Origin of the sequence: Paraburkholderia kururiensis JCM 10599 = LMG 19447, from assembly GCF_003986935.1 — a bacterium.
Classification (GTDB): domain Bacteria; phylum Pseudomonadota; class Gammaproteobacteria; order Burkholderiales; family Burkholderiaceae; genus Paraburkholderia; species Paraburkholderia kururiensis.
This window is the reverse complement of sequence record NZ_RJZE01000045.1, coordinates 1-20,443: the sequence shown is the minus strand read 5'-3', so window position 1 is coordinate 20,443 and position 20,443 is coordinate 1. Positions and strand designations below refer to the sequence as shown.

Annotated in this window: 16 protein-coding genes and 2 pseudogenes; 13 read left to right on the top strand and 5 right to left on the bottom strand. The window is 60.9% G+C overall.

The features are described from left to right. The first annotated feature begins 119 nt into the window (after positions 1-119). The 5 genes and pseudogenes from PKKP23_RS32015 to PKKP23_RS35105 form a co-directional block, all read left to right on the top strand. The gene (locus PKKP23_RS32015) at positions 120-1,064 is read left to right on the top strand and encodes a glycosyltransferase family 4 protein (RefSeq protein WP_240659247.1); all 945 of its coding nucleotides are present in this window, start codon (positions 120-122) and stop codon (positions 1,062-1,064) included. A 236-nt stretch (positions 1,065-1,300) separates the two neighbouring features. Beyond that, complete coding sequence (locus PKKP23_RS32010; protein ID WP_240659245.1) at positions 1,301-3,076, top strand: capsular polysaccharide biosynthesis protein; 1,776 nt, start codon at positions 1,301-1,303, stop codon at positions 3,074-3,076. Then, positions 3,077-4,507 (top strand): mannose-1-phosphate guanylyltransferase/mannose-6-phosphate isomerase, encoded by a 1,431-nt coding sequence (locus tag PKKP23_RS32005; protein WP_126879877.1) that lies wholly within the window; start codon positions 3,077-3,079, stop codon positions 4,505-4,507. It begins immediately after the preceding gene. 109 nt (positions 4,508-4,616) lie between these two features. After that, positions 4,617-5,711 (top strand): porin, encoded by a 1,095-nt coding sequence (locus tag PKKP23_RS32000; protein WP_126879876.1) that lies wholly within the window; start codon positions 4,617-4,619, stop codon positions 5,709-5,711. Between the two features lie 233 nt (positions 5,712-5,944). Then, positions 5,945-6,378, top strand: a pseudogene (locus tag PKKP23_RS35105) (ATP-binding protein); the annotation flags it as partial. 268 nt (positions 6,379-6,646) lie between these two features. On the opposite strand, the gene PKKP23_RS31985 reads toward PKKP23_RS35105, so the two are convergent. The 4 genes from PKKP23_RS31985 to PKKP23_RS31970 form a co-directional block, all read right to left on the bottom strand. After that, positions 6,647-8,152, bottom strand: coding sequence for an O-linked N-acetylglucosamine transferase, SPINDLY family protein (locus tag PKKP23_RS31985; protein WP_161978185.1), 1,506 nt, complete (start codon positions 8,150-8,152; stop codon positions 6,647-6,649). Positions 8,153-8,353: 201 nt separating this feature from the next. After that, a complete protein-coding gene (locus PKKP23_RS31980) occupies positions 8,354-9,037 on the bottom strand; it encodes a class I SAM-dependent methyltransferase (protein WP_126879873.1) in 684 nt (227 codons plus the stop codon). Positions 9,038-9,123: 86 nt separating this feature from the next. After that, positions 9,124-10,494 (bottom strand): glycosyltransferase family protein, encoded by a 1,371-nt coding sequence (locus PKKP23_RS31975; protein ID WP_240659243.1) that lies wholly within the window; start codon positions 10,492-10,494, stop codon positions 9,124-9,126. A 40-nt stretch (positions 10,495-10,534) separates the two neighbouring features. Next, positions 10,535-11,119, bottom strand: coding sequence for a recombinase family protein (locus PKKP23_RS31970; protein ID WP_126879872.1), 585 nt, complete (start codon positions 11,117-11,119; stop codon positions 10,535-10,537). A gap of 430 nt (positions 11,120-11,549) precedes the next feature. On the opposite strand from PKKP23_RS31970, the gene PKKP23_RS31965 reads away from it, so the two are divergent. From PKKP23_RS31965 to PKKP23_RS31940, 6 genes and pseudogenes are all read left to right on the top strand, one after another. Continuing rightward, positions 11,550-12,035 (top strand): hypothetical protein, encoded by a 486-nt coding sequence (locus PKKP23_RS31965; protein WP_126879871.1) that lies wholly within the window; start codon positions 11,550-11,552, stop codon positions 12,033-12,035. A 104-nt stretch (positions 12,036-12,139) separates the two neighbouring features. Further along, a pseudogene (locus PKKP23_RS31960) lies at positions 12,140-12,223 on the top strand (ESPR domain-containing protein); the annotation flags it as partial. Positions 12,224-12,788: 565 nt separating this feature from the next. Then, entirely contained in the window at positions 12,789-13,292 is a 504-nt protein-coding gene (locus tag PKKP23_RS31955) for a hypothetical protein (protein ID WP_126879869.1), read from the top strand. Positions 13,293-13,570: 278 nt separating this feature from the next. Next, on the top strand, positions 13,571-13,900 hold the full coding sequence (locus PKKP23_RS31950; RefSeq protein ID WP_126879868.1) for a hypothetical protein: 330 nt from the start codon (positions 13,571-13,573) through the stop codon (positions 13,898-13,900). A gap of 298 nt (positions 13,901-14,198) precedes the next feature. Continuing rightward, positions 14,199-15,914, top strand: coding sequence for a LuxR C-terminal-related transcriptional regulator (locus tag PKKP23_RS34875; RefSeq protein WP_275094595.1), 1,716 nt, complete (start codon positions 14,199-14,201; stop codon positions 15,912-15,914). Positions 15,915-16,064: 150 nt separating this feature from the next. After that, entirely contained in the window at positions 16,065-17,072 is a 1,008-nt protein-coding gene (locus PKKP23_RS31940; protein WP_126879866.1) for an IS110 family RNA-guided transposase, read from the top strand. Positions 17,073-17,267: 195 nt separating this feature from the next. Here PKKP23_RS31940 and PKKP23_RS31935 read toward each other — a convergent pair whose 3' ends face one another. Next, a complete protein-coding gene (locus PKKP23_RS31935) occupies positions 17,268-18,155 on the bottom strand; it encodes an IS5 family transposase (RefSeq protein WP_420873262.1) in 888 nt (295 codons plus the stop codon). Between the two features lie 305 nt (positions 18,156-18,460). Between PKKP23_RS31935 and PKKP23_RS31930 the strand changes: the two genes are divergently transcribed. Both PKKP23_RS31930 and PKKP23_RS31925 read left to right on the top strand, forming a co-directional pair. Beyond that, positions 18,461-18,883 (top strand): lysozyme inhibitor LprI family protein, encoded by a 423-nt coding sequence (locus PKKP23_RS31930; protein WP_126879865.1) that lies wholly within the window; start codon positions 18,461-18,463, stop codon positions 18,881-18,883. A 281-nt stretch (positions 18,884-19,164) separates the two neighbouring features. Then, a protein-coding gene (locus PKKP23_RS31925; RefSeq protein WP_420873261.1) for an IS3 family transposase occupies positions 19,165-20,284 on the top strand; the annotation gives its coding sequence in 2 pieces (ribosomal slippage) (positions 19,165-19,397 and positions 19,396-20,284; 1,122 coding nt in all). The last annotated feature ends 159 nt before the right edge of the window (positions 20,285-20,443 follow it).

Genomic DNA, 20,443 nt, shown 5'->3' with positions numbered 1-20,443 from the left:
AGGCGCGGGCCATCGTGGCCATTCGTGGCGTTCCCGTGGCACTGACACACGGCGCATCGAATCGCTTGTTCCGGCTGCTGCTGGGAGCGAGCGAGGGCGGTGGTCCAACGGCGCCGTCGTTGAGCGCGCTCGCGAGGGTATTGGGGGGATCGGGAATGTCCCCGTATCCGCTTTCATGGCAAGGCCGGGAAACGGTGCTCCACACGGCGCATTCCGGCCTCGAATACAGCCGGTATTTTCGGGCGGTGTTGTCCGCGGGCGCGCGTACGGTGGTCATGGTGCATGACCTTATCCCGATCACGCATCCGCACTATTGCCGGCCGCTCAGCGTACGGCAGCACGCCTCGCGAATGGGTACGGCACTGCGGTTTGCAGCGGGAATCATCACGAATTCGCAGGCGACGCTGCAGGCATTGACGGCATTTGCCGACGAGCATGGGCTCCCCATACCGCCCACCACGGTGGCGAGGCTCGGCGTTGACGTTAAGCCTTTGCCGGTGTCGCCGGGCAGCGACACCGCCCGCGCCCATTTCGTCATGGTGGGCACCATCGAGCCCAGAAAGAACCACTGGTTCATCCTGCACCTGTGGCGCGAACTCGTCGCACAGTGGGGCAACGCGGCGCCGCAGTTGGTCATTGTCGGACGGCAGGGGTGGAAGTGTGCCAACGAGCTCGACATGCTCGTTCAATGTCCGGAGCTTCGAGACGCGGTGGTTTATCTGCCGGATTGTCCCGACGCGACGATGCTTGAGCGGCTTCGTTCCGCAAGAGCGCTGCTGTTCCCTTCGTTCGTCGAAGGATACGGGCTGCCGCTCGCAGAGGCGCTGTCCATGGGTGTGCCGGTGCTTGCCAGCAACCTTCCGGTGTTTCGCGAGGTTGCCGGCGACGTGCCCGACTATCTCGATCCCCTGGACGGAGCAGCGTGGCTCGCGCGCATTCGCTCCTATGCCCAGCCGCACAGCGAGGATCGCGAGCGGCAGGTAGCGCGCGTGGCCGGCTTTCGCAAGCCGACGTGGTCGGAGCACTTTGCCGTGCTCGAATCCTTTCTCGACCGGCTCGCATGATGGACGCGCACACGTACTGGCGAGTCGTGCATCAAATGCACCGCAACCGGCAAAAGGCCGCGCCGATGTCTGTGTGGAACGGGCCGCTTCTGGAGGACTCGCCAGCATCGCGCAAACGACTGTCGTGGTTTGAAGTCCCTGCCGCAAGGTCGATTTCCGCCTCGTTCGTCGAGGCATTGAACGCTGTGCTGGATGAAGGCGGAAAGCGCGCGTGCGAGGACGGGTGGCGTGTGCTCATGAACCGGCTGCTGAACGCCTACGCTGGCGCTGGGTCAGGCCACGAGCCATTTGCCCAGCGTGCCGGCGGGTCCCGCGGCGGGGCGGCCGTCGTGATCGTGGACGAACGCCTCTCGTCGCCCGATCCTTTCTCGGGCTCGGGCCGGCAGCGACGGGAAGCGTTTCGCCAACTGCTTCAGGCCGCGAAGGACGAGCATCCCGACCAGACGCTATGGATCGTTCGATCCAGTGACCCCGGACGCGGTCTGTGGCTTTCGGGCACGGTGCTGCCGCCCGCGGACGATGCGTGCCTGACGACGCAGGTGGGGAGCTTTTGTGCGTTGCTTCCGGACGTGCAGCATGTGTATACGCTCGGCGCCACCGAAGGCCTGTATGCGCTGCTGCGCGGTGCCGCGGTCCATGTCTTTGGTTCACCCTATTACGCGGGGTGGGGACTGACCGACGACCGTCAGCCTCAGTCCGGACGCCGTTCGTCGCCGACACGGGAAGCGTTCTTTCACGCCGTTTTCATCTGGCTCGCGCGCTATCTGGATCCGTTCACGCATCGGGAGGGGAATCTCGATGCAGTTGTCGCCAGCATGGAATTGCAGAACGAAGTCGCGCGACGCTATGGCGATATCCAGTCCGTTGCCGCCTGTGGATTCCAGTGGTGGAAGCGTCCGTTCATCAAACCGTTCCTTCAAGCCGGCAGTGCAAAAAAAATTCGTTGGGTCAGAACACCCAACGGTGCGGTAGCGGGCGACCCTATCGCCACGTGGGGCGTACGCGAAGTGCCGCATTCAAACGGTACAAGCGTTACCAACGGTACAAGCGGTACCGCCCCGCGACTTTTCATCGAGGACGGTTTCCTTCGCTCGTGTGGTCTGGGTTCGGATCTGTGCGCGCCCTGCAGCCAGGTGATAGATCGCCGCGGCCTCTATTTCGACCCGCACCGTCCCGGTGATCTGGGTTCGCTGCTCAACCACGCGACCTTCGACGACGCCGAACTCGCCCGAGCGAGGGCGTTGCGCGAGCGTATCGTCGCGGCCGGACTGACCAAGTACAACCTCGGGCGCCAACGTCCCGCATGGAGTGCGCCGGCGGGCGTGCAGATCGTGCTGGTGGCGGGACAGGTGGCCGACGACGCCTCGGTGCGGCTCGGTTGCCCGGGGATCAACACATCCGAAGCGCTGCTTCACGAAGTGCGCAAACGGCGACCTGCCGCATGGCTCGTGTACCGGCCGCATCCCGACGTGCTCGCGGGCAATCGCAGGGGGGCGATCGAGGTTCCCGCGTTGCATGACAGCGTGGACGTGGTCGATACGACGGCCGACATCGTGTCGCTGATCGAAGTGGCCGACGAGGTCCATACGCTGACCTCACTCGCGGGTTTCGACGCACTGCTACGTGGCAAGAAAGTCTTCACCTACGGCATGCCGTTCTACGCGGGCTGGGGACTGACGCACGACGCGATCGCCGACATTCCCGCACGAAGCAGGCCGCTCACGCTCGACATGCTGACCGCCGGTGCGCTGTTGCGCTATCCGCTGTACTGGGACTGGACGCTCGGCCGCTTCACCACGGTAGAGGCAATCGTCTCCCAACTTTCTGCGCAGGCGCAGCGGCCGCTCTCCCCGATACAACTGAGGCCGCTGCGTGCCGCGCGCAAAGCATGGCGCTGGCTGCGCAACATCGCCATGCATCTGGCGCAAGACAGCCTCTCCGGTATGCGTGCCTCACACGCGCGGGTTCTCTGCATTCACGACGGCTATTGGCCACAACAAAGGGAGGAATAAATGCCGATCTATCCAGTCATCCTCGCGGGCGGAAACGGAACCCGCCTGTGGCCGCTGTCGCGCGGCAGCTATCCGAAGCAGTATCTGTCGCTCACCGGGGAGCAGAGTCTTCTGCAACAGACGGCGATGCGCGCGGCACAGCTTCCCGACGCGGTCTCGCCCATCGTGATTGCGAACAGCGAGCAGCGTTTTCTCGTGACCGAGCAGTTGCGACAGGCCGACATTGAGCCGCTGGCCGTCGCGCTGGAGCCGGTGGGGCGCAACACGGCGCCGGCCATCGCCGTGGCGGCGCTGCTTGCGCTCGAAGACTCCCCTGAAGCGCTGCTGCTCGTCTTGCCGTCGGATCACGTTATTTCGGATTGCAGGGCATTTACCGATGCCGTGGGAAAGGCGTCTCTGGCCGCGCAAGCGGGTCACCTCGTCACGTTCGGCATACGGCCCACAGAGCCGCACACGGGGTATGGATACATTGCGCGCGGGGCGCCGCTCGAAGGGATGCAAGACGTGTTTGCGGTCGACCGTTTCGTGGAGAAACCCGACATGGAAACGGCCAGCGCCTTGCTTGCCGATGGCGCCTATCTGTGGAATGGCGGCATGTTCATGATGAAGGCTTCCGCCTGCCTCGAAGAGCTGCGCCGCTGCGAACCGAAGCTTGTGGCCCAGGCGGAAATGGCCTGGTGGCACGCCAATCGGGACGGCGGCTACGTGTTCCTCGACGAAATGCACTTTGCCGCGTGCCCGCGCATCTCGCTCGACCACGCGGTGATGGAGCGAACCGACCGGGCCGCCGTGGTCGTGGCCGACCGGATCGGCTGGAGCGATATCGGGTCATGGAGCGCGCTGGCCGACCTCGCACCCGCGGACGCGGACAACAACGTCCTGCTTGGCGACGTCGTAGCAGAGGGCGTGTCGCGCAGCTACATCCGCGCGGAACACCGGATGATCGCGGCCGTCGGCGTGGACGACCTCGTCATCGTCGAAACAGCGGACGCCGTGCTCGTGGCCCGGCGTGACTGCGTACAGGACGTTCGCAAGATCGTGGATGCCTTGAATGCGTCCGGCCGCGGGGAGTCCGTTGCGCATCGGCGCGTGGTTCGTCCTTGGGGATCGTTCGAAGGCATCGATCGCGGCGACCGCTTTCAGGTGAAGCGGATCGTCGTGAATCCCTCCGCCCAGCTGAGCCTGCAGATGCACCACCACCGCGCCGAGCACTGGATCGTCGTCAAGGGCACCGCGCTCGTCACCAACGGCACGCAGCAAATCATGCTGAGCGAGAACCAGTCCACCTATATCCCTGTGGGGACCACGCACCGCCTCAGCAATCCTGGAAAGATTCCGCTCGAACTGATCGAGGTTCAGTCCGGGGCGTACCTGGGCGAAGACGACATCGTGCGGCTCGAAGACACCTATGGCCGGGCGCCGGCAGGTTAACGATTTGCAACGTGGGCGGCACCGCCCTGGCTGCTGAAGCGAGGGCTGACGGGGAGCGCGAGCCGGCCCCTTGCCCATTGAATGAAGGCTCGATATTGGGAGAACGCGAATGAAAAGACTGGTCCTGGCAAGTGTGGCGCTAAGCCTGCTTTCGTCGGTGTCGTATGCGCAGAGCAGTGTGACGCTCTATGGCCTGGTGGACGAAGGTTTCGACTTCACCTCGAATGTCGGCGGGAAGCGAGCCTATCAGATGGAGAGCGGCATCCTGCAGGGCAGCCGGTGGGGGCTCGCAGGAACGGAGGATCTGGGTGGCGGCATGCAGGCGATCTTCCGTCTCGAGAACGGCTTCGACCTCAATAACGGAGCACTGGGGCAGGGCGGCCGGATGTTCGGCCGGCAGGCCTACGTGGGGCTGAGTTCGACCACGGCCGGCACGCTCACCATGGGGCGGCAATACGACTCCGTGGTGGACTACGTCGGACCGCTGACCGCCAACGGCAGTTGGGGCGGGGAGTTTTTCTCGCACCCGTTCGACAACGACAACACGAACAACTCCTTCCGTATCAACAACTCGATCAAGTACACGAGTCCGTCCTATAGCGGGCTGCAGCTGGGCGGGCTCTATGGCTTCAGCAACGATCCCGGCGGCACGAAGACGAACCGCGCATGGAGTGCCGGTGGGTCATACAGCAACGGTCCGATCGTGATCGGCGCGGCGTACCTGAACGTCAACCGGCAGGCCAGAACGACGTTTGGCGCCGTGACGGACGGCGACCCTTTCGCGACGGCCGGATGGCAGCGTGTTGCGGCGGCGGGCGTGAACTTTCTGATCGGGCAACTCACGCTGGGCGGCGCCTTCTCCTATACGAACGTTCACAACCTCGCCGGATTCTCTTCGATGATTTTCCAGAACTACGAGGTGAGTGCCCGGTTTGCCATGACACCGGCGTTTTCACTCGGAGTGATGTATGACTACACGCACCTGAGAGAAGGCGTGCAGACGGGCGGCGTCGCAAAGGGACACTGGCACGAGGGTGGCGTGATGGCGGACTACGCGCTGTCGAAACGGACCGACGTCTATGCCCAGGCCTTCTACCAGCAGGCAACCGGTGCGGCCGGCCCGGCGTGGATTGTCGGCACCACGGGGGCCGCATCGGGAGACCATCAGGTTGCCGCGCGCGTCGGCTTGCGGCACAAGTTCTGACGCAAACAAGGCATCGTGCCCGACAGCATGCCGCTCGCCCTGGTGTCTGTCGGGCTTCCTGTTTTGCCACGACACTCGATGGGTGCGTACGTGAAAAAGATCGTCTTCCTGCATATGCATAAAACGGCGGGGTCCGACATCGTCGCCCAGCTTTATCAGAGCCGATTCCCTGCGGTCGGTGCGAAGCGAGTCAGCCCGCACACGATTCGGCATACAACGGCCACCTAGGTGCCACCGACCTTGGCAAGACCTGGCAGTCTTGTGCACTGGACAACCAGGCATGCCGTTAAGGCTTCTCGACGTTATATTTGAAGATGCCCCGGTTGAATGAGGATCTTGCCATTGCCCACGGTAGTGGCCGCTACGCACGCCTGCTGGCGCAGTAGGCAAAGACGGAGGTCCTGCTGATGGACGACTTCGCGATGGCGCCCATGAGCGACGGCGCCGTGCGCGACCTGCTGGAGATTCTTGATGATCGTCACGGCCACCGTTCGACGCTCGTGACAAGTTAGATTCCAATTGAGAACTGGCACGCGGTACTCGGGGACCCGACGCTCGCCGACGCCATTCTCGATCGACTCGTGCACACACCCATCGCGTCAATCTCAGCGGCGAATCGATGCGCAAACACAAAAAGAGTTTGACCGACAAACCCCGGTCAGAGTAAAAACCAGAGCCCCCCGCGTCGCTGCGCTCCGACTGTCCACCTTCACGCGAAACGCGTGTCCAGCTTCCACGAATTACGGACGGGTATCCGTCGAAAATCGTTGCGCTTACACTGAATGTCCACCAGCGCACGCAGCAACGCCACTTGAGAAAGAGAACGCTGGAGCGATCGGCTGGTGTTAATGAAACGATCTCGCTGTTGACCATAAGCGGGCCGGATGCGGGTGTACGCTCCTGGGCGGGTCGGACCGGTGTCGACGACCGGTCGGTTACGCGGGAGTGGACGAAGGCGGTGCTGGCAGGGTTGCGGCGAGGCCTGCAAGCATTCGCTCGAAGTCTCTGGCATAGGTCTGGATATCGAACAGGGGGAGGTTGGGGCGCTGCGCCGCAAGGTAGGCCCGGTAAGCCTCATGACGCGGGCGGTCTTCAATCAGCCGGCTTATGGTCTGCACATACCCGGATCCGGAATGCGCGACCAGGTCGTAGAGACCCACAGCGCCGAGCAGCGACGCGGCGACTCTCGACGCAAAGGTTTCGCCTGCCAGGGTGACAAGCGGCACGCCAGCCCACAGGGCGTCGCTACTGCCGGTGTGGCCGCCGTAGGGATAGGTATCGAGCATGAGGTCCGCGCACGCGAGCCGCGAAATGTGCCGGTCGGTGGGTTCCAGCGCCGCAAAAACGAGCCGGCACGGGTCGACGCCCCTGATCGACGCTTCCCGGCGCAGGTTAGCTGCCACATCGTCGCGAGGCTCCAGCAGCCACAACACGCAGCCGGGGTGCCTGCGGAGGATCTCGCACCAGATATCGAAGATCGCGGGGGTGATCTTGAATGGAGAACCCATGTTGGCCAGCACAAACCGGTCGCGGGGAAGACCGAACTGCTCGCGTGGGAGGGCCTGCGGGAGCGGACGGCGGATGTCATTGGGCTGGTAGCAGCGCGGTAGCCGGGCAATCCGTTCGGTGTAGTGGTGTTCGAGTTCGGGAGGGACGACGATCGAATCGGCGATGAGGTAATCCACGAGCGGGAAGCCGAAACCGGACGGGTTGTAGAGGTAGGCGAGCTGCAGGGGGGCGGGCCGCATCGCCAGTACGTCGCAGCGTGGGTCGGCGGGGTTGCGCAGGAAGATGAGCACGTCGATGTGGTCGCGCCGTATCTGATCGGCGATGTCGCGGTTCGCAAGATGCGCGACACGGCTGAACTGATCGAAAGCGGCGATGATGCGGCGTCTGGCCGCATCGTCGGGGGCGGGGCCATAGTCGTAGGCAATGTATTCGAACCCCGTCCTGTCATGATGTTCGATGAGCCCGACCATCAGATAGGTGGTGGCCTGGTCATGGAAATCGGCGCCGAGAAAGCCGACCCGCAGCCGCCCGGGCGTGCGCGCATGTTCAGGGCTGAGGTCGTCGGGCTGGCCGGCAACGGTGTGGCTGCGCTGCGGCGAGTTCGCCACCTTCCCGCAGATGGTCTGCGCGTGCCTGTGCGCGATGGTGCGGAGGTCGTCTGCATCAAAAAACGGGGAGGCCAGGACGGGTTCACCCACCACGTTGCCGCCTGCGTGCCTGACGGTATCCCGCAGGACACGCTGGAGGTATTCATAGCGTTGCCACTGGCAGATGTGGATCGAGCACAGCAGTTCCTGTGCGGTGGCCTCGATATCACGCGGGAAACGGTCCACGACCAGCTGATAGCCGATTCTTGCCTTGTCCAGCTCTCCCCGGGCGTGATGCTCGCGGGCACGGCTGAGGAGTGCCGCCCTGTCCAGGCTAGTCTCCACAGGCACTCCCGTTCGTCCCACGGGGACTCATGCTGGTCAGGCTGCGTGCCATCACATCGACATTCTGTCCGTGGGCCCGTGGTGTTTCCTGAGTGCGTGCTCCTGCGGGTTGGTGCCGTGCCGATATCCGTACTCCGGCAGGGCCACCTGCGCGGGCGTGGCTGGCAGCTGGCGCATACATGCGGGAAGGATCCCGAGCCATCATGGTGTGTCCGCCCGTCGTTCGAGTCGCTGGCGCACGTCTGCCATGTCCCACAATCCCAGGCAACGGTCGTGCATCGGGACGGTCCCGATATCGGGACCGTAGATGATGCTTTCGTTGCTGCCTTCGACGAGCACGGTGCGAGGTGCGGGGAGTTCGTAGGGCGCCATTTCCAGATTGATGGGTGTCCACTGCCCGGTGGCGATGTCCGCGTTACGCGGCCAGGAGCGGTAAAGGAAGGTCGTCGTCAGCAGAAAGCGTGCGGTGGTCCGGGCGAACTGTTCAAGCGCGCGGAACACATCGGCATGGGAAAAGTGGAACAGGCAGTCCCGGCACAGAATGAGATCGCTTCCGGGCAGCGTGTCTTCCAGCAGGTCCAGATGCATGAAACGGCGATTCGGTGCGCCGTAGGCTGCCTGGTTCGCGGTGACGAGGTCCGGCACGATGTCGGCGCCGGTGTAGTCGATGCCGTCGAGCTCGACGTGGCGCATCCAGTTGAAGTCGCCACATGGCACATCGAGTATGGAGGTGACGTCGAAGCGCCGCAACAGGCCGGGCAGCTCGCGGATGACCTGCGCGGTGTTTCCCAGCTCGGAGCCCCAGCCCGACACGCTTTCGGTGGAATGCCAGCGTTGCTCCAGGTAGATGTCCTGGAAGACGGCGGCGGTATCGTTGTTTTGCATGTGCCTCCCTGTATTCGCTGAATCCGGCCATTCGGGCCGCACGTCTGCAGGCATGCAGGCGTATCCGTCCCGCGGGCCCGCAGGTTTCACGTACTGCCTTGCGCGGATTGCCGTGCGAGCGCTTTGCGTGCACCGCCGCTGTCGTCGTGGTGCATCATCAGCGCGCGCATCTCGGTCCACATGCCGAAGTAGTGGACGATGAAGCTGTCCGGGGTGCGCATGAACCACGGGGTGTTGAGGGTGAGCGGACTGTCAACCTGGGCGTCGTCGAGCAGGCCATGCGCGCGCAGCGCGGCGATGAAGTGGAACTGGTCGCCATTGCAGGCATAGACGGTGGAGCGGTCGGGTAGCGCGGCAATGCGCTGCATCAGGTCGGCAAGCACGGCAAGGTTGGCGCCGGTGTGGCGGAACGCCATCACGCCGGAGTTCAGGGGCCACTGGCCGATGTCGCGCGCGAACACGCGCTCGCGCCCCTCGAGCAGCGGCTCGAGGGGCTGGTCCGCGTTCGCGACCAGGACGTCCGCATCGAGCCAGACCACCCACTCGTGATGGGCGAGATACGCGTGCAACAGCCATGGCTTGAGCCAGTTGCCGGTGCCCGGCAGGCCAATTTCGGGCGGGATGTCGCGATGCACGTGCAGGGTGTAGCCGTGGCGGTCGCAGTAGCGGCGCATGCTGCGCTCGGCGATGCGGCCGTAGGAGGCGATCTGCGGCGTGTACAGCGTGACGAGGGCGATGCGGTGGCCGGCGTTGAAGGTTTCGCGCGCGGGCCGTGCGTGGTCGTGCGTGGCGCCGGACATGAAAGGCTGGCGGGCGTGAAGCTGGCAGTCGTTGACGTGATCGAACAGGGCGTGCCGGAAGCGCGGCACGATGCCGAGTTCGGGGGGCGAGTGGCTGCCTGCCTCGAGGCAGACAGCGAAGGTGGGCACGATGCTCCAGCGCGGGTCGACGTTCGGTCCGGTATGCATGAGCGCGCAGATCTCGCCGATGGTGTCGTGCCAGCGCAGCGCGGGCAGCCCGGCGAGCAGCGGGGCCTCGCCGGCGAACGCGGGGCCGCCCAGGCGGCACTGGCCGATCAGTGTGGCGACGCGTTCGCGCGACTGCGGGGTGTTGCGCCAGACCTGGAAGCCGGGCTGCGGGGCGGGTGCCGAGGTGGCGACAAGCAGGCAGTCGCGGCCGTCCATCAGCGCGGGCAACGCAACCGGATGGACGATCGCGGCATTCTCGTCGAGCAGCAGCACGAGGCCGCCGGCGGCGACGCGGCCGAGCGCAGCAAGCAGGCACTCGTAGCGGTTCAGCGCCTGGAGCTGCGGGCCCCGGGGGCCCTGGCTCATGTCGATGACCGTGTGCGGGTAGCCATGCGCGAACGCATAGTTGCGGTGGTTCGCGACGCTGGCCGGCGCGTGCTCGACGAGGTAGGTGACGACCATCGTACCGGTGTTTCGCGATGAAGGCATGGTCGCTCTCCCTGGAGGGGCCGCGGGTCCGTGGCGGAGGTTAGAGGCAGTCGGTCTCGGGGGCGGGCAGGGCGGGCGCCAGCGGGCCGACCGCGCGCCTGAGGGTGCGCGGGTGGACGTTGAAGTGCCGCGCGACCTCGCCAAGCGGTCTGGTCTCGAGCAGCGCGGCGGCCTGGGTGCGCTGGGCCGAGGTGAGCAGCGGCCTGCGCCCGACGGACCTGCCGCGCTCGCGTGCGGCGAGCATGCCGGCGCGGGTGCGCTCGCTGATCAGGCGGCGTTCGAACTCGGAGAGCGCGGCCATCATGTGAAACATCAGCACGCCTCCGGCCGAGGTCGTGTCAATCGATTCGGTAAGCGAAATAAAACCGATCCCGTTCCTGCCGAGATAGCTGATCAGGTCGATCAGCTTGCTGAGCGAGCGGCCCAGCCGGTCGAGCCGCCAGACGACCAGGGTATCGCCCGGGCCCAGGCGTGCCAGCGCGTCGTCCAGTCCCGGGCGGCTGAACTCGGAGCCCGACACGCCGCGGTCGGTGTGCAGTTTCTGGCAGCCCGCGCGGCGCAGCGCGTCCTTCTGCAGCGAAAGGTTCTGCTCCTCGGTGGAGACGCGCGCGTAGCCGATTTTCACAGGCTACCCCGGGTGTGGCGCGCCTGGTGGCGGGGGCGCGCTGCACGCGCGATATACCGGTAGGACGGAAGTGCCTGCTGCATAGGTCCTTAAAAGTAAGGGGCTTCAGACAACGGTAGCGGTGTCGCATGACTGCCGCGCATGCCCGCTGCATCGGGCCCGATGAAATCGTTGGCTACTTCGCAACACCCGGCAGGAATTTTGTCAGGCATTGCAAATCTGTCCTCATTTTACTGGACAAAAGGGAACCCTTTCGCCCCACCCTCCGCGGCCCTTCCGGCCGTGCTGCCGACCCCTTGTGTGACGGGCCTTAAGGGGGTCGCAGAGAAATTTTTTACCAATGTGGCACAAAGGTTCCTTTTCGCCCCACCCCCGGCGAAGAGGGCCCGGGTACGGCCGCGCCGCAGGCGCCGGTGACGGGATGGGGGGCATGAAGCCCCGGGATGGAAAGCACAGTGATGCCGGACAGAAAGAAGGGAACAGGAAGATGAAGGCAGCAACGGGAGAGAAAGGGCAGCAGGACAGCGGGTGTCTGGGCCAGGTGATGGACCAGATCGCGGCGTGTGCGGCCCATGTGGGGCGGGGTGTGGCCGGGCAGCCGGACGGCGGGCTCACGCTGGCCGGTGCGGAGGGCTGCATGGAGCGGTTCCGCGCATCGGTTCACATCCTGCTGTCGCGCCACCTCGGGGAGGAGTGCGCGCTCGCGATGGGTGCGTACGACCTGGGGATTGCGACGGGCTTCTACGGCTGGCGCTCGGCGGTGGTGGTGGGCCTGAGGGCGCGCTACGAGGCGGCGCGGGCGCAGGCGGGAGCGGGCGCAGCGGGCAGGTGGCACGGACTGGCCGAAGGGCTGCTGCACGCGGGATACCGGCATGGCAGGGACATGCTGGAGTGGGTGGAGGGCCCGCGGGAGTAGGCAGGGTGTGAAAAGAGAGCAGGGGTAGCGCGCTAGACGGTAAGCATTGCTAAACGAATAAACGGGACGCGCTTCGTTGAAAGAACCGACAGGAAGGGTGAACCATGAACAGGATATATAGAACCGTCTGGAACGAGGCGCTGGGTGCGTACGTGGCGGCTTCGGAGAACGACAGCGCGCTGGGCAAGCGAATCTGAGACTGGCGAGGAGCAATGGTCACGCGATGGTGCGCGCTGCACATCGTGCTGCATTGCTTGCCGCCATCCGTTTGCAATGATCGCCTCGATTGTGGTGGTGAGCGTAGCAGTAAAGCAGATGAGTAGATCCTCATTCAAAATCACCTTTTCGGTGACTTGATTTCAGGTGCCTGCGTTAGGTACGCCGCAGTCGGGGGCGCAAGCGACAAGAGAATGGGTATGTTGAAAGTGCAATGGCGCGAGCCTACTGTAAAGCTATGGCGATATTGGGTGTAGGGTGGCTGGCATGTTTTTATCCCTGCGCGCAGGGATGTCAACGGCTTGCCGTATCGCGTAAAGAGCATCGGCAACCCGTGGCGCAGTCATTGCGACGACAGGGTTGACGATCGGATCGTCACGTCAGGAATCAAAGGCATCCATCGGAAACCCATGGGCAAACGCGCAGCCGAGCAATGCATAGGAGCTTAATCGCAAGTATCGGTATAAGAACGGCTAACGCAGTCGTTTCGACGAGGCGCAAGCTGATCATAGCAATAACCACGGAATGCAAAGCACCATGAATATCAAGTTGGCGCTAAAAATGAATGAGCATTTCGCAGAAAGTAACAAGCTCAGCGTGCTTGTGCTCGATCGGTTAATGATGCCTCGTGAATCACTCCTCACTCGACACACGATGCTAGGTGATGCGAGTTGCGATACGGTGTCGTTTCATCTAAAGCCGGCTACCCGAAAGTTTGCGACTGGTCCGTTCACATTCAGCTTGCCTAGATATCTGCTGAGTGCTCGATTTAATGCTGGCACTGCTACAACGCATCGAATGCGATCTCGAAAACCAACAATGATCAGTGGCATCCCCTTTGCAAAGATCTGCTGGCGGCGACGGTTACAACTTCCGATGAATGTTTTTATCTTGTCGAGCGCTCTGCGTTTCATTAAATTAAATCGTGAAGTTAATTATAAAATTACAATGCACCAAAAGCCGAACGATATCAAAATCACTGGGCTAAATATTAGTGAATCTATATGGAAATCCAATATGGAACTGAGCGGGTCGACGTAGAAATAGGTTCGGTTATGACATATATGGTAAAGCTGGCTTTGCTTGATTCGTGGCTCCATATTTTCACGGGTTGCGTAGGTTTGGCCGGCTAAGGTAGGCGATATTGTAACAGAAAGGTAGGAGATGGAAGATGGCGGTGCCGGAGCGAAAGAAGGGTTCTGGGCGACTAAATGGATGAGGGCGCAATATCTGTCGCCGCGAAAGACCAGCGCAGATGAGGCGGAAACGACAATCGGCCATGATCTCTGCGGCGCTGCTTTGCGGCGGAGGAATTATTTATGAGTTCAGGCTACATTGAGAATAGAATCATTGATGGAATCATGGTTGGAGTAATTTCTGCGGTATCGTTGATTTTTGTGGGTTGCCATTTGGGTGATTGGGTTGGTGTAAGGATTGAAATGGGGTGTGTTGGCTTGCTGTTAGGAAGTGCTTCTATTTTAGTTTGTTTGCTTTTGATTGGCCCTGCTTTCAAAATAATATTTGATGTTCGGCATCAAACGATTTTCGACGGGAAAGGTCCCTTGTTTGCGACACTTTGTGGTCGAGTCGTTGGAATTGCTTTGGGTTTTGCGATTGCCGTTATGGGTTTGTGTTGTGAGGGGATGTGAGGAACTGGAAAGAAATGTCGACAAACTCTCTTCTGAGTCGACCGGCTGCGGTGAGTGCGGTTCTAGAGGGGCGTCATTTTTCTCAATCTAGCCTCGCAAATCTTATGCTAAATATGGTCGGTTGAGTGACACTGCCCGCAGTCATATTAGCGGCGCTCGGGGGGGCGAAATACCCTTTTGACTCATTTTCGCGCGACGAATATCCAATGGATTAAGCGAGGGACCGATGAGAAGAGACAAAACCGAAAGCGCTGTGTCTAGCATGAATCGCTCGGAAGGTTGTCGACCGAGGTCGGATTTGGCTCCGACCGAAGAGGTGCGACAAATAGGTACAATTGGTTATGCAGCCGGCGCAATTCTAGTCGACGAGGCGAAGCAGTCTGGTGATCAGCTATCGTGGATATATGCCATTGAGCGAGCATTACAAGAAGGTGAATATGTGGCTGCCCTCAGTATGCTTGAGCAGTCTGCGGAGCGCTCGCTAGAATTGGGTGACATTTACCTGCTGGATGACTGGTTCAGCGTTTTACATCAACACATGCCTTATGCAAAACCGCGCTTGCAGATTGTTGCTGCGTGGGTAACGTGTTTCGCCCGTGGACCGCAGGTCATGATGCAACGTTTCGACATCAGAGATTGGAAGGACATCGTAGATCCAGCCATTCGAGGTCATCTCACGGCAATTCGACAATTCATGCTGGCTGTAAGGGATCGTAACGACGAAGCATATGCAGTCGGGCTGGGTGGCGTCGCCGATGTTCCAACGATGAATCCGTTCGCCGATGGTATGCTATTGAGCATGACCATTCGGATGGCAACGGCGCTTGGAGAGTACGAGCGTGCACGAACGCTCCTTCGTGCGATAGAGTGCCTGCCTCACGGTACGTCGCTGCATCGGATGTATGCCGCATCAGTTGATGGTATTGCCGCCTTCAGACAAGGGGGTTTGCGCCGGGCTTCGAGTTGTTTCAGGGCAGCACTGAGCGCCGGGTCGATTGGCGGTTTACGTTCATATACTGGTGACCGCGCATGGTGCGCAACTCTATATGCAACGGTCCTGTATGAAGAGAATGATCTTGACGCGGTCGAACATTTGTTGAATGTCTACCCGGTTATGGTGCGCGAGGCTTGCGGTATTGGTTCGATTCTTAGTGGATACCGAATGCGAATTCGGTTGGAATTTCTATCTGGAGGCGCAGAACATGCATTCCAGTTACTCTCCGAATTGGAATATTATGGTGAACGATGCCAGATACAATGTGCGATCGTTCTTGCAAAGATGGAGCGTACTCGACTTTGGTTGCTGCAGGGGAAAGTCGAAGAGGCCGGCGAGGAGTTGGCAAGCATCGATGCCGAGGGCATATGGAAAAGCGCATGGAAGTATCATTTCCCCGCTCAGGAGGTTGACGACCTATCTCTCATGCAACTTCGTTACCAAGTTTACACAAATGGATTTGTGACGGCATGTGAGCATATATCGAGAGCGCTCGATTCGGCAGTTTTGGCTGGATCCCAGAATCGAGCGCTAAAACTCCGGGTTCTCTTGGCGCTTGCGTACGAGCGTAGCGGGGTAAACGAGAGGGCATTGGAGATGCTCGCACATGCTGTATTAGATGCGAGCAAGGAAGGATTTGTTCGGTCGATTCTGGATGAGGGTCCGCGTGTTGGGGCACTTATCGAAAGGTTGCACGTCGCTGTTCAGCAGGAGAAGGTTTCGGGCGATTCAGCATTCGTGGAACACCTTAGGCGATTGCGCCATCCTTCTTGGGCGCAAGGGCATGTAGATAAGCTTGACGAATCGTTTTTTAATGCGATATCTGCCCAATTCACGCGTAGAGAGATTCGAGTGCTGCAATTACTGGCTCAAGGTTATTCGAATAGCGCAATGGCAAGCAGTTTGTTCCTTTCGGAGAGCACTGTTCGAACACATTTGCGCAGCATCAACACGAAGTTAGGTGCTCGGAGTCGAACTCATGCTTTGGCTCTGGCACGAGGCCTAGGGATTATCGAATAAAGAAGAATGTAGCTTCTGACTTAGACGGTGTTAGATGGTATGGACGCCTCCCCCCGGTAACGGGTCGGTGAAAGCCCAATAACAGAGAGCATTTGCAGCTGGCTGTACAGTGGTACGTCGAACCCGACAGCTCGCGCAGGAGGTTTCCAAATGAAGACGCCCGTCATCGGTATGGATATCGCCAAACATGTCTTCCAGTTGCATGCGGTCAATGTTGCCACCGGGAAGATCGAGCGGGTGAAACTCAAGCGAGGCGACGTATCGAACTTCTTTGCAAAGCGGGAACGCTCGCTCGTGGTGATTGAAGCCTGCGGCAGTGCTCATCACTGGGCCCGGCAGTTACGGCAATTCGGTCACGACGTCAGGCTCATCTGCGCACATTCGGTACGCCCCTTCGTCTTGCGTAACAAATCGGATGCCGCCGATGCGCGTGCGATCTGGACCGCTGCGCAGCAACCCGAAGCGCGGTTTGTCGCAATCAAGAGTGAAGCCCAGCAGTCAGTTCTGGCTCTGCACCGGATACGTGCCCAATTGATGAAGGTTCGCATCATGCAGACCAATGCATTGCGCAGCATCCTGTATGAATTCGGTGAAATTCTGTCCGGAGGCTACCAGTCGTTCGCGAAGGAAATCGCGCCAGCCCTGACCAGAACATCCGAACGCCTGCCAAGTATGTTAGTCGATAGTTTGCGCGAGCAGTGGGCTCGCATACAGGCGGTCAACGAAGATATTGCCGTGCTGGAGCGTCGCCTCTCGCATGCGCTCCGGGACAGCCCGGAATGCCAGCGCATCGCCGAGATTCCGGGTGTCGGTCTGCTGACTGCAACCGCGACAGTTTCGATGATCGGCGATCCCGCGACCTTCCACTCCGGCCGTGAATTTGCCGCCTGGCTGGGTCTTGTGCCACGGCAGACTGGAACTGGCGGGCGCATACGACAACTGGGCCTGAGCAAAAGAGGTAACACCTATTTGCGTACGCTGCTGATGCACGGCGCAAGAGCCGTGATCGCGCGTTGCACCCACACACCCTGGCTCGACGATTTGCTGGCTCGACGACCCTTCAATGTTGCCGTCGCTGCAGTGGCGAACAAGCTGGCGCGAACTATCTGGGCCCTGCTGTCGCGGCAAACGCGGTATGAGGCGCCAGTCCACGCGTAGCGACGGCTCTGTTGCCGCACATCGAGATGTTGCAGATCCACCTCACCAAGGAGCGCAAGCAACGAAGTGCATGATGGAGTACAGGTCGGACCGGGACGAGGTAAGTCTGAAAAAGTGCTTGAACCTTGAGTTCGTGTGTTAGATGAGACCCTCGTCAGCGAATTCCATATTGGCCAGCAGGCTGAACTGCCTGCATCAACAGGCCGGACATAAGCGTGCTGCCTTGACCTGCAGACCAGAAATGCAAAACCAGCTTGCAATCCGGGAGGCGTCCACATAGGCACTTTTCGTCAGGTTTGCGAAATGAACGAGCATGAGAACGGAAAAGATCACGAAATGAAGCCCCGCCAGTGTCCCGGGCAGGCGCTCGTAATCTCGCGTGAGCCGGCGGAAGCGGTTCAGCCAGCCGAAGCTGCGCTCCACCACCCAACGGCGTGGCAACAGCACGAAGCCTTTTTTCGCCTCGGCCAAGTTGATCACGTGCAGCTCAATGCCTTCATCAAGCGCCGCCTGCGCGGGTTCCTCGCCCGTATATCCCTGATCGGCGAACGCTACCTTTACCGTCTGGCCCGTGGCTCGCTGGACCTGACGTGCCAGTTCCCTGACCTGCGCTCGCTGCTGCTCGTTTGCTGGCGTCACATGCACCGCAAGCAACTGCCCCAGGGTATCGACCGCCATATGCACTTTGCTGCCTTTCTTGCGCTTATAGCCGTCGTAACCGGCACGAGGCCCACTCTCACAGGTCGACTGCAGCGTACGCCCGTCGAGAATGACCGCGCTGGGCTGGCCCTTGCGGCCCTGCGCGACCCGGATGATCGAACGCAGATCGCTCACCATGGCCTCGAAGCAGCCCGCCTGAATCCAGCGTTGAGTCTGTTGATAGACCAGTTCCCACGGCGGGAATTCATGCGGCAGAAGACGCCGCGGCGCGCCCGCGCGCACGATCCAGCGCAACTCGTTGAACATCTCGCGCAATTCGTATCGGCGCTGCGGCGCGTCTTTGCTCATCAACGTCAGGTACGGTGCGGCGAAGTGCCATTCTTCGTCCGATACGTCCGTCGGGTAGGGCTTGCGTTTGCTCATCCCGCCAGGTTACCAGCTCTGACGAAAAGTGCTCTCTGTTATTGGGCTTTCACCGACCCGTTACCGGGGGGAGGCGTCCATACCATCTAACACGGTCTAGCATGGTCGCGAACATGGTGATGCTGCGGAATATGCGTCTGCACGAATGCAGTACTGATACTACTGCGCAGCTAGGACTATGACACGGTGCAGTCTGCCGTCGGTTTTCGGTGGCGGAAGCAATGGCGCGCATACATGCCGCACCCACTCCCAAGTAAACGCTGATCATAACGTAGACAGCATTTTCAACAACCAGGAAGGAAAATTTGAAAATCAACGAAGCTCATCTCATTACTGCCGGGTTTATGTTGGCTGCAATGTTTGCGGAGGCGTCTCCGGCTACGGAGTCCGCTGAGGCGCTTTTCAAATCATGCCAGGGCAAACAAACGATAGCGGCGCAGCGCGAGTGCTATCCGGCTGTGGTCAAGCAATCGGAAGCAGAACTTGTCGTGGTAGAAAGGAACGTTCGAAATGCCATGGTCGAGCTGGAAAACGAAAGTGCGGGAAGCCGGCCGATGCGTCCCGTCAGGGCGTTCGATAAGGCGGAGCGTGCATACCGAGCGTTTCGAGCTGCTGAGAGCGACCGCGTGTCAGCCTCTTATGGTTCCGGGAATGGCGGAGGTCTTGCATCGTACCAGCTAATGATCGAGATGAATCTCGCGCGGATCAAGCAGCTGAAGGGCCAATAGAAGTCGCTAGCTCGATCTTCCACGATGCGGGAGCGAAAGTCATGGGTCTGCGCGACAACGTGCTGGGCGTTCACAGCTCTTACCAGACCTACCTTCTCCTGGTCCGACCTGTACGCCATCATGCAACTTGTTGCTGGCGTTCCTTGATGAGGAGAACTACAACAGGCGATGTTAGGCAGCCGAGCCCGCGCCACGCATGGACTCGTGATCACCTGACCTGCCCCCTACAAACAGGGCCATCCGGAGTCTAGTAAAGTTCGTTTTCGGAGAAGAAGACGAACATGAAGAAGCGCTTTACGGAACAGCAAATCATCGGGTTTCTGAAGGAAGCCGAAGCCGGTATGGCGGTCAAGGAACTGTGCAGGAAGCACGGGTTCAGTGACGCGTCGTTCTATACGTGGCGCGCGAAGTTTGGCGGCATGGAGGTGTCGGAAGCGCGCCGGCTGAAGGACCTCGAGGCTGAGAACGCTCGGCTGAAGAAGTTGCTGGCCGAGGCGATGCTCGACATGGAGCGCTGAAGGTGGTCGTCAAGGGAAAGCCCTGAGCCCGCAAGCCAAGCGCGAAGCAGTGGCGGCGATTCGGGAGAAGGTGAACATCTCGGAACGCCGCGCCTGCCGGCTTGTCGGGCTTTCTCGCAGCGTGCTGCATTACGACGCGAAGCCGGACCACGAGAACGAAGCGCTGACGGCGCGCCTGGTGGAACTGGCGCACGAACGTCGTCGGTTCGGCTACCGTCGACTGCACGCACTCGTGGAGCGCGAAGGCATTCACGCGAATCACAAGCGCGTGCATCGCCTTTACCGTGAAGCTGGGCTGGCCGTGCGACGCCGCCGTCGGCGCCACGGCGTCATGATTGAGCGCGAGCAGTTGGCATTGCCGAGCGGTCCCAATGAGGTTTGGTCAATCGATTTCGTGATGGATGCGCTGTCGAACGGGCGGCGTCTGAAGTGCCTGGCTATCGTCGATGATTTCACCAAGGAGGCTGTCGATATCGTCGTGGACCACGGCATTTCCGGCTTATACGTCGCGCGAGCGTTGGACCGAGCAGCACGTTTCCGGGGCTATCCGAAGGCGGTGCGAACCGACCAGGGACCGGAATTTACGAGCCGGGCGCTCGACCAGTGGGCGTATGCGAACGGCGTGACGTTGAAATTGATTCAGCCGGGCAAGCCGACGCAGAATGCATACATTGAATCGTTCAACGGCAAATTTCGCGATGAATGCCTTAACGAGCACTGGTTCACGAGCCTCGCGCATGCGCGTGTCGTCATCGCAGCGTGGCGCCTGGACTACAACGAGGAACGGCCGCACAGCGCACTGAATTACCTTTCGCCAGCAGAATTCGCGGCGAAACATCGGGCAGCAGCGGATCCTCCTGCCGCTTTCCAGGAGCTGGTTTAACAGGACTTTGCTAGAAGCCGGTTGGCCCTATCAGAGGTGGCGTCGCTTGTTCGGACAGGGTCCCGAGATTTTTAAGTGGAACCACCGGGGCGTTCATGCTGCCGATTTAATCGCAGGCAGCGTCGCGAAGTATGCCTCGTCCGGCGTGCGGTCTTCCAG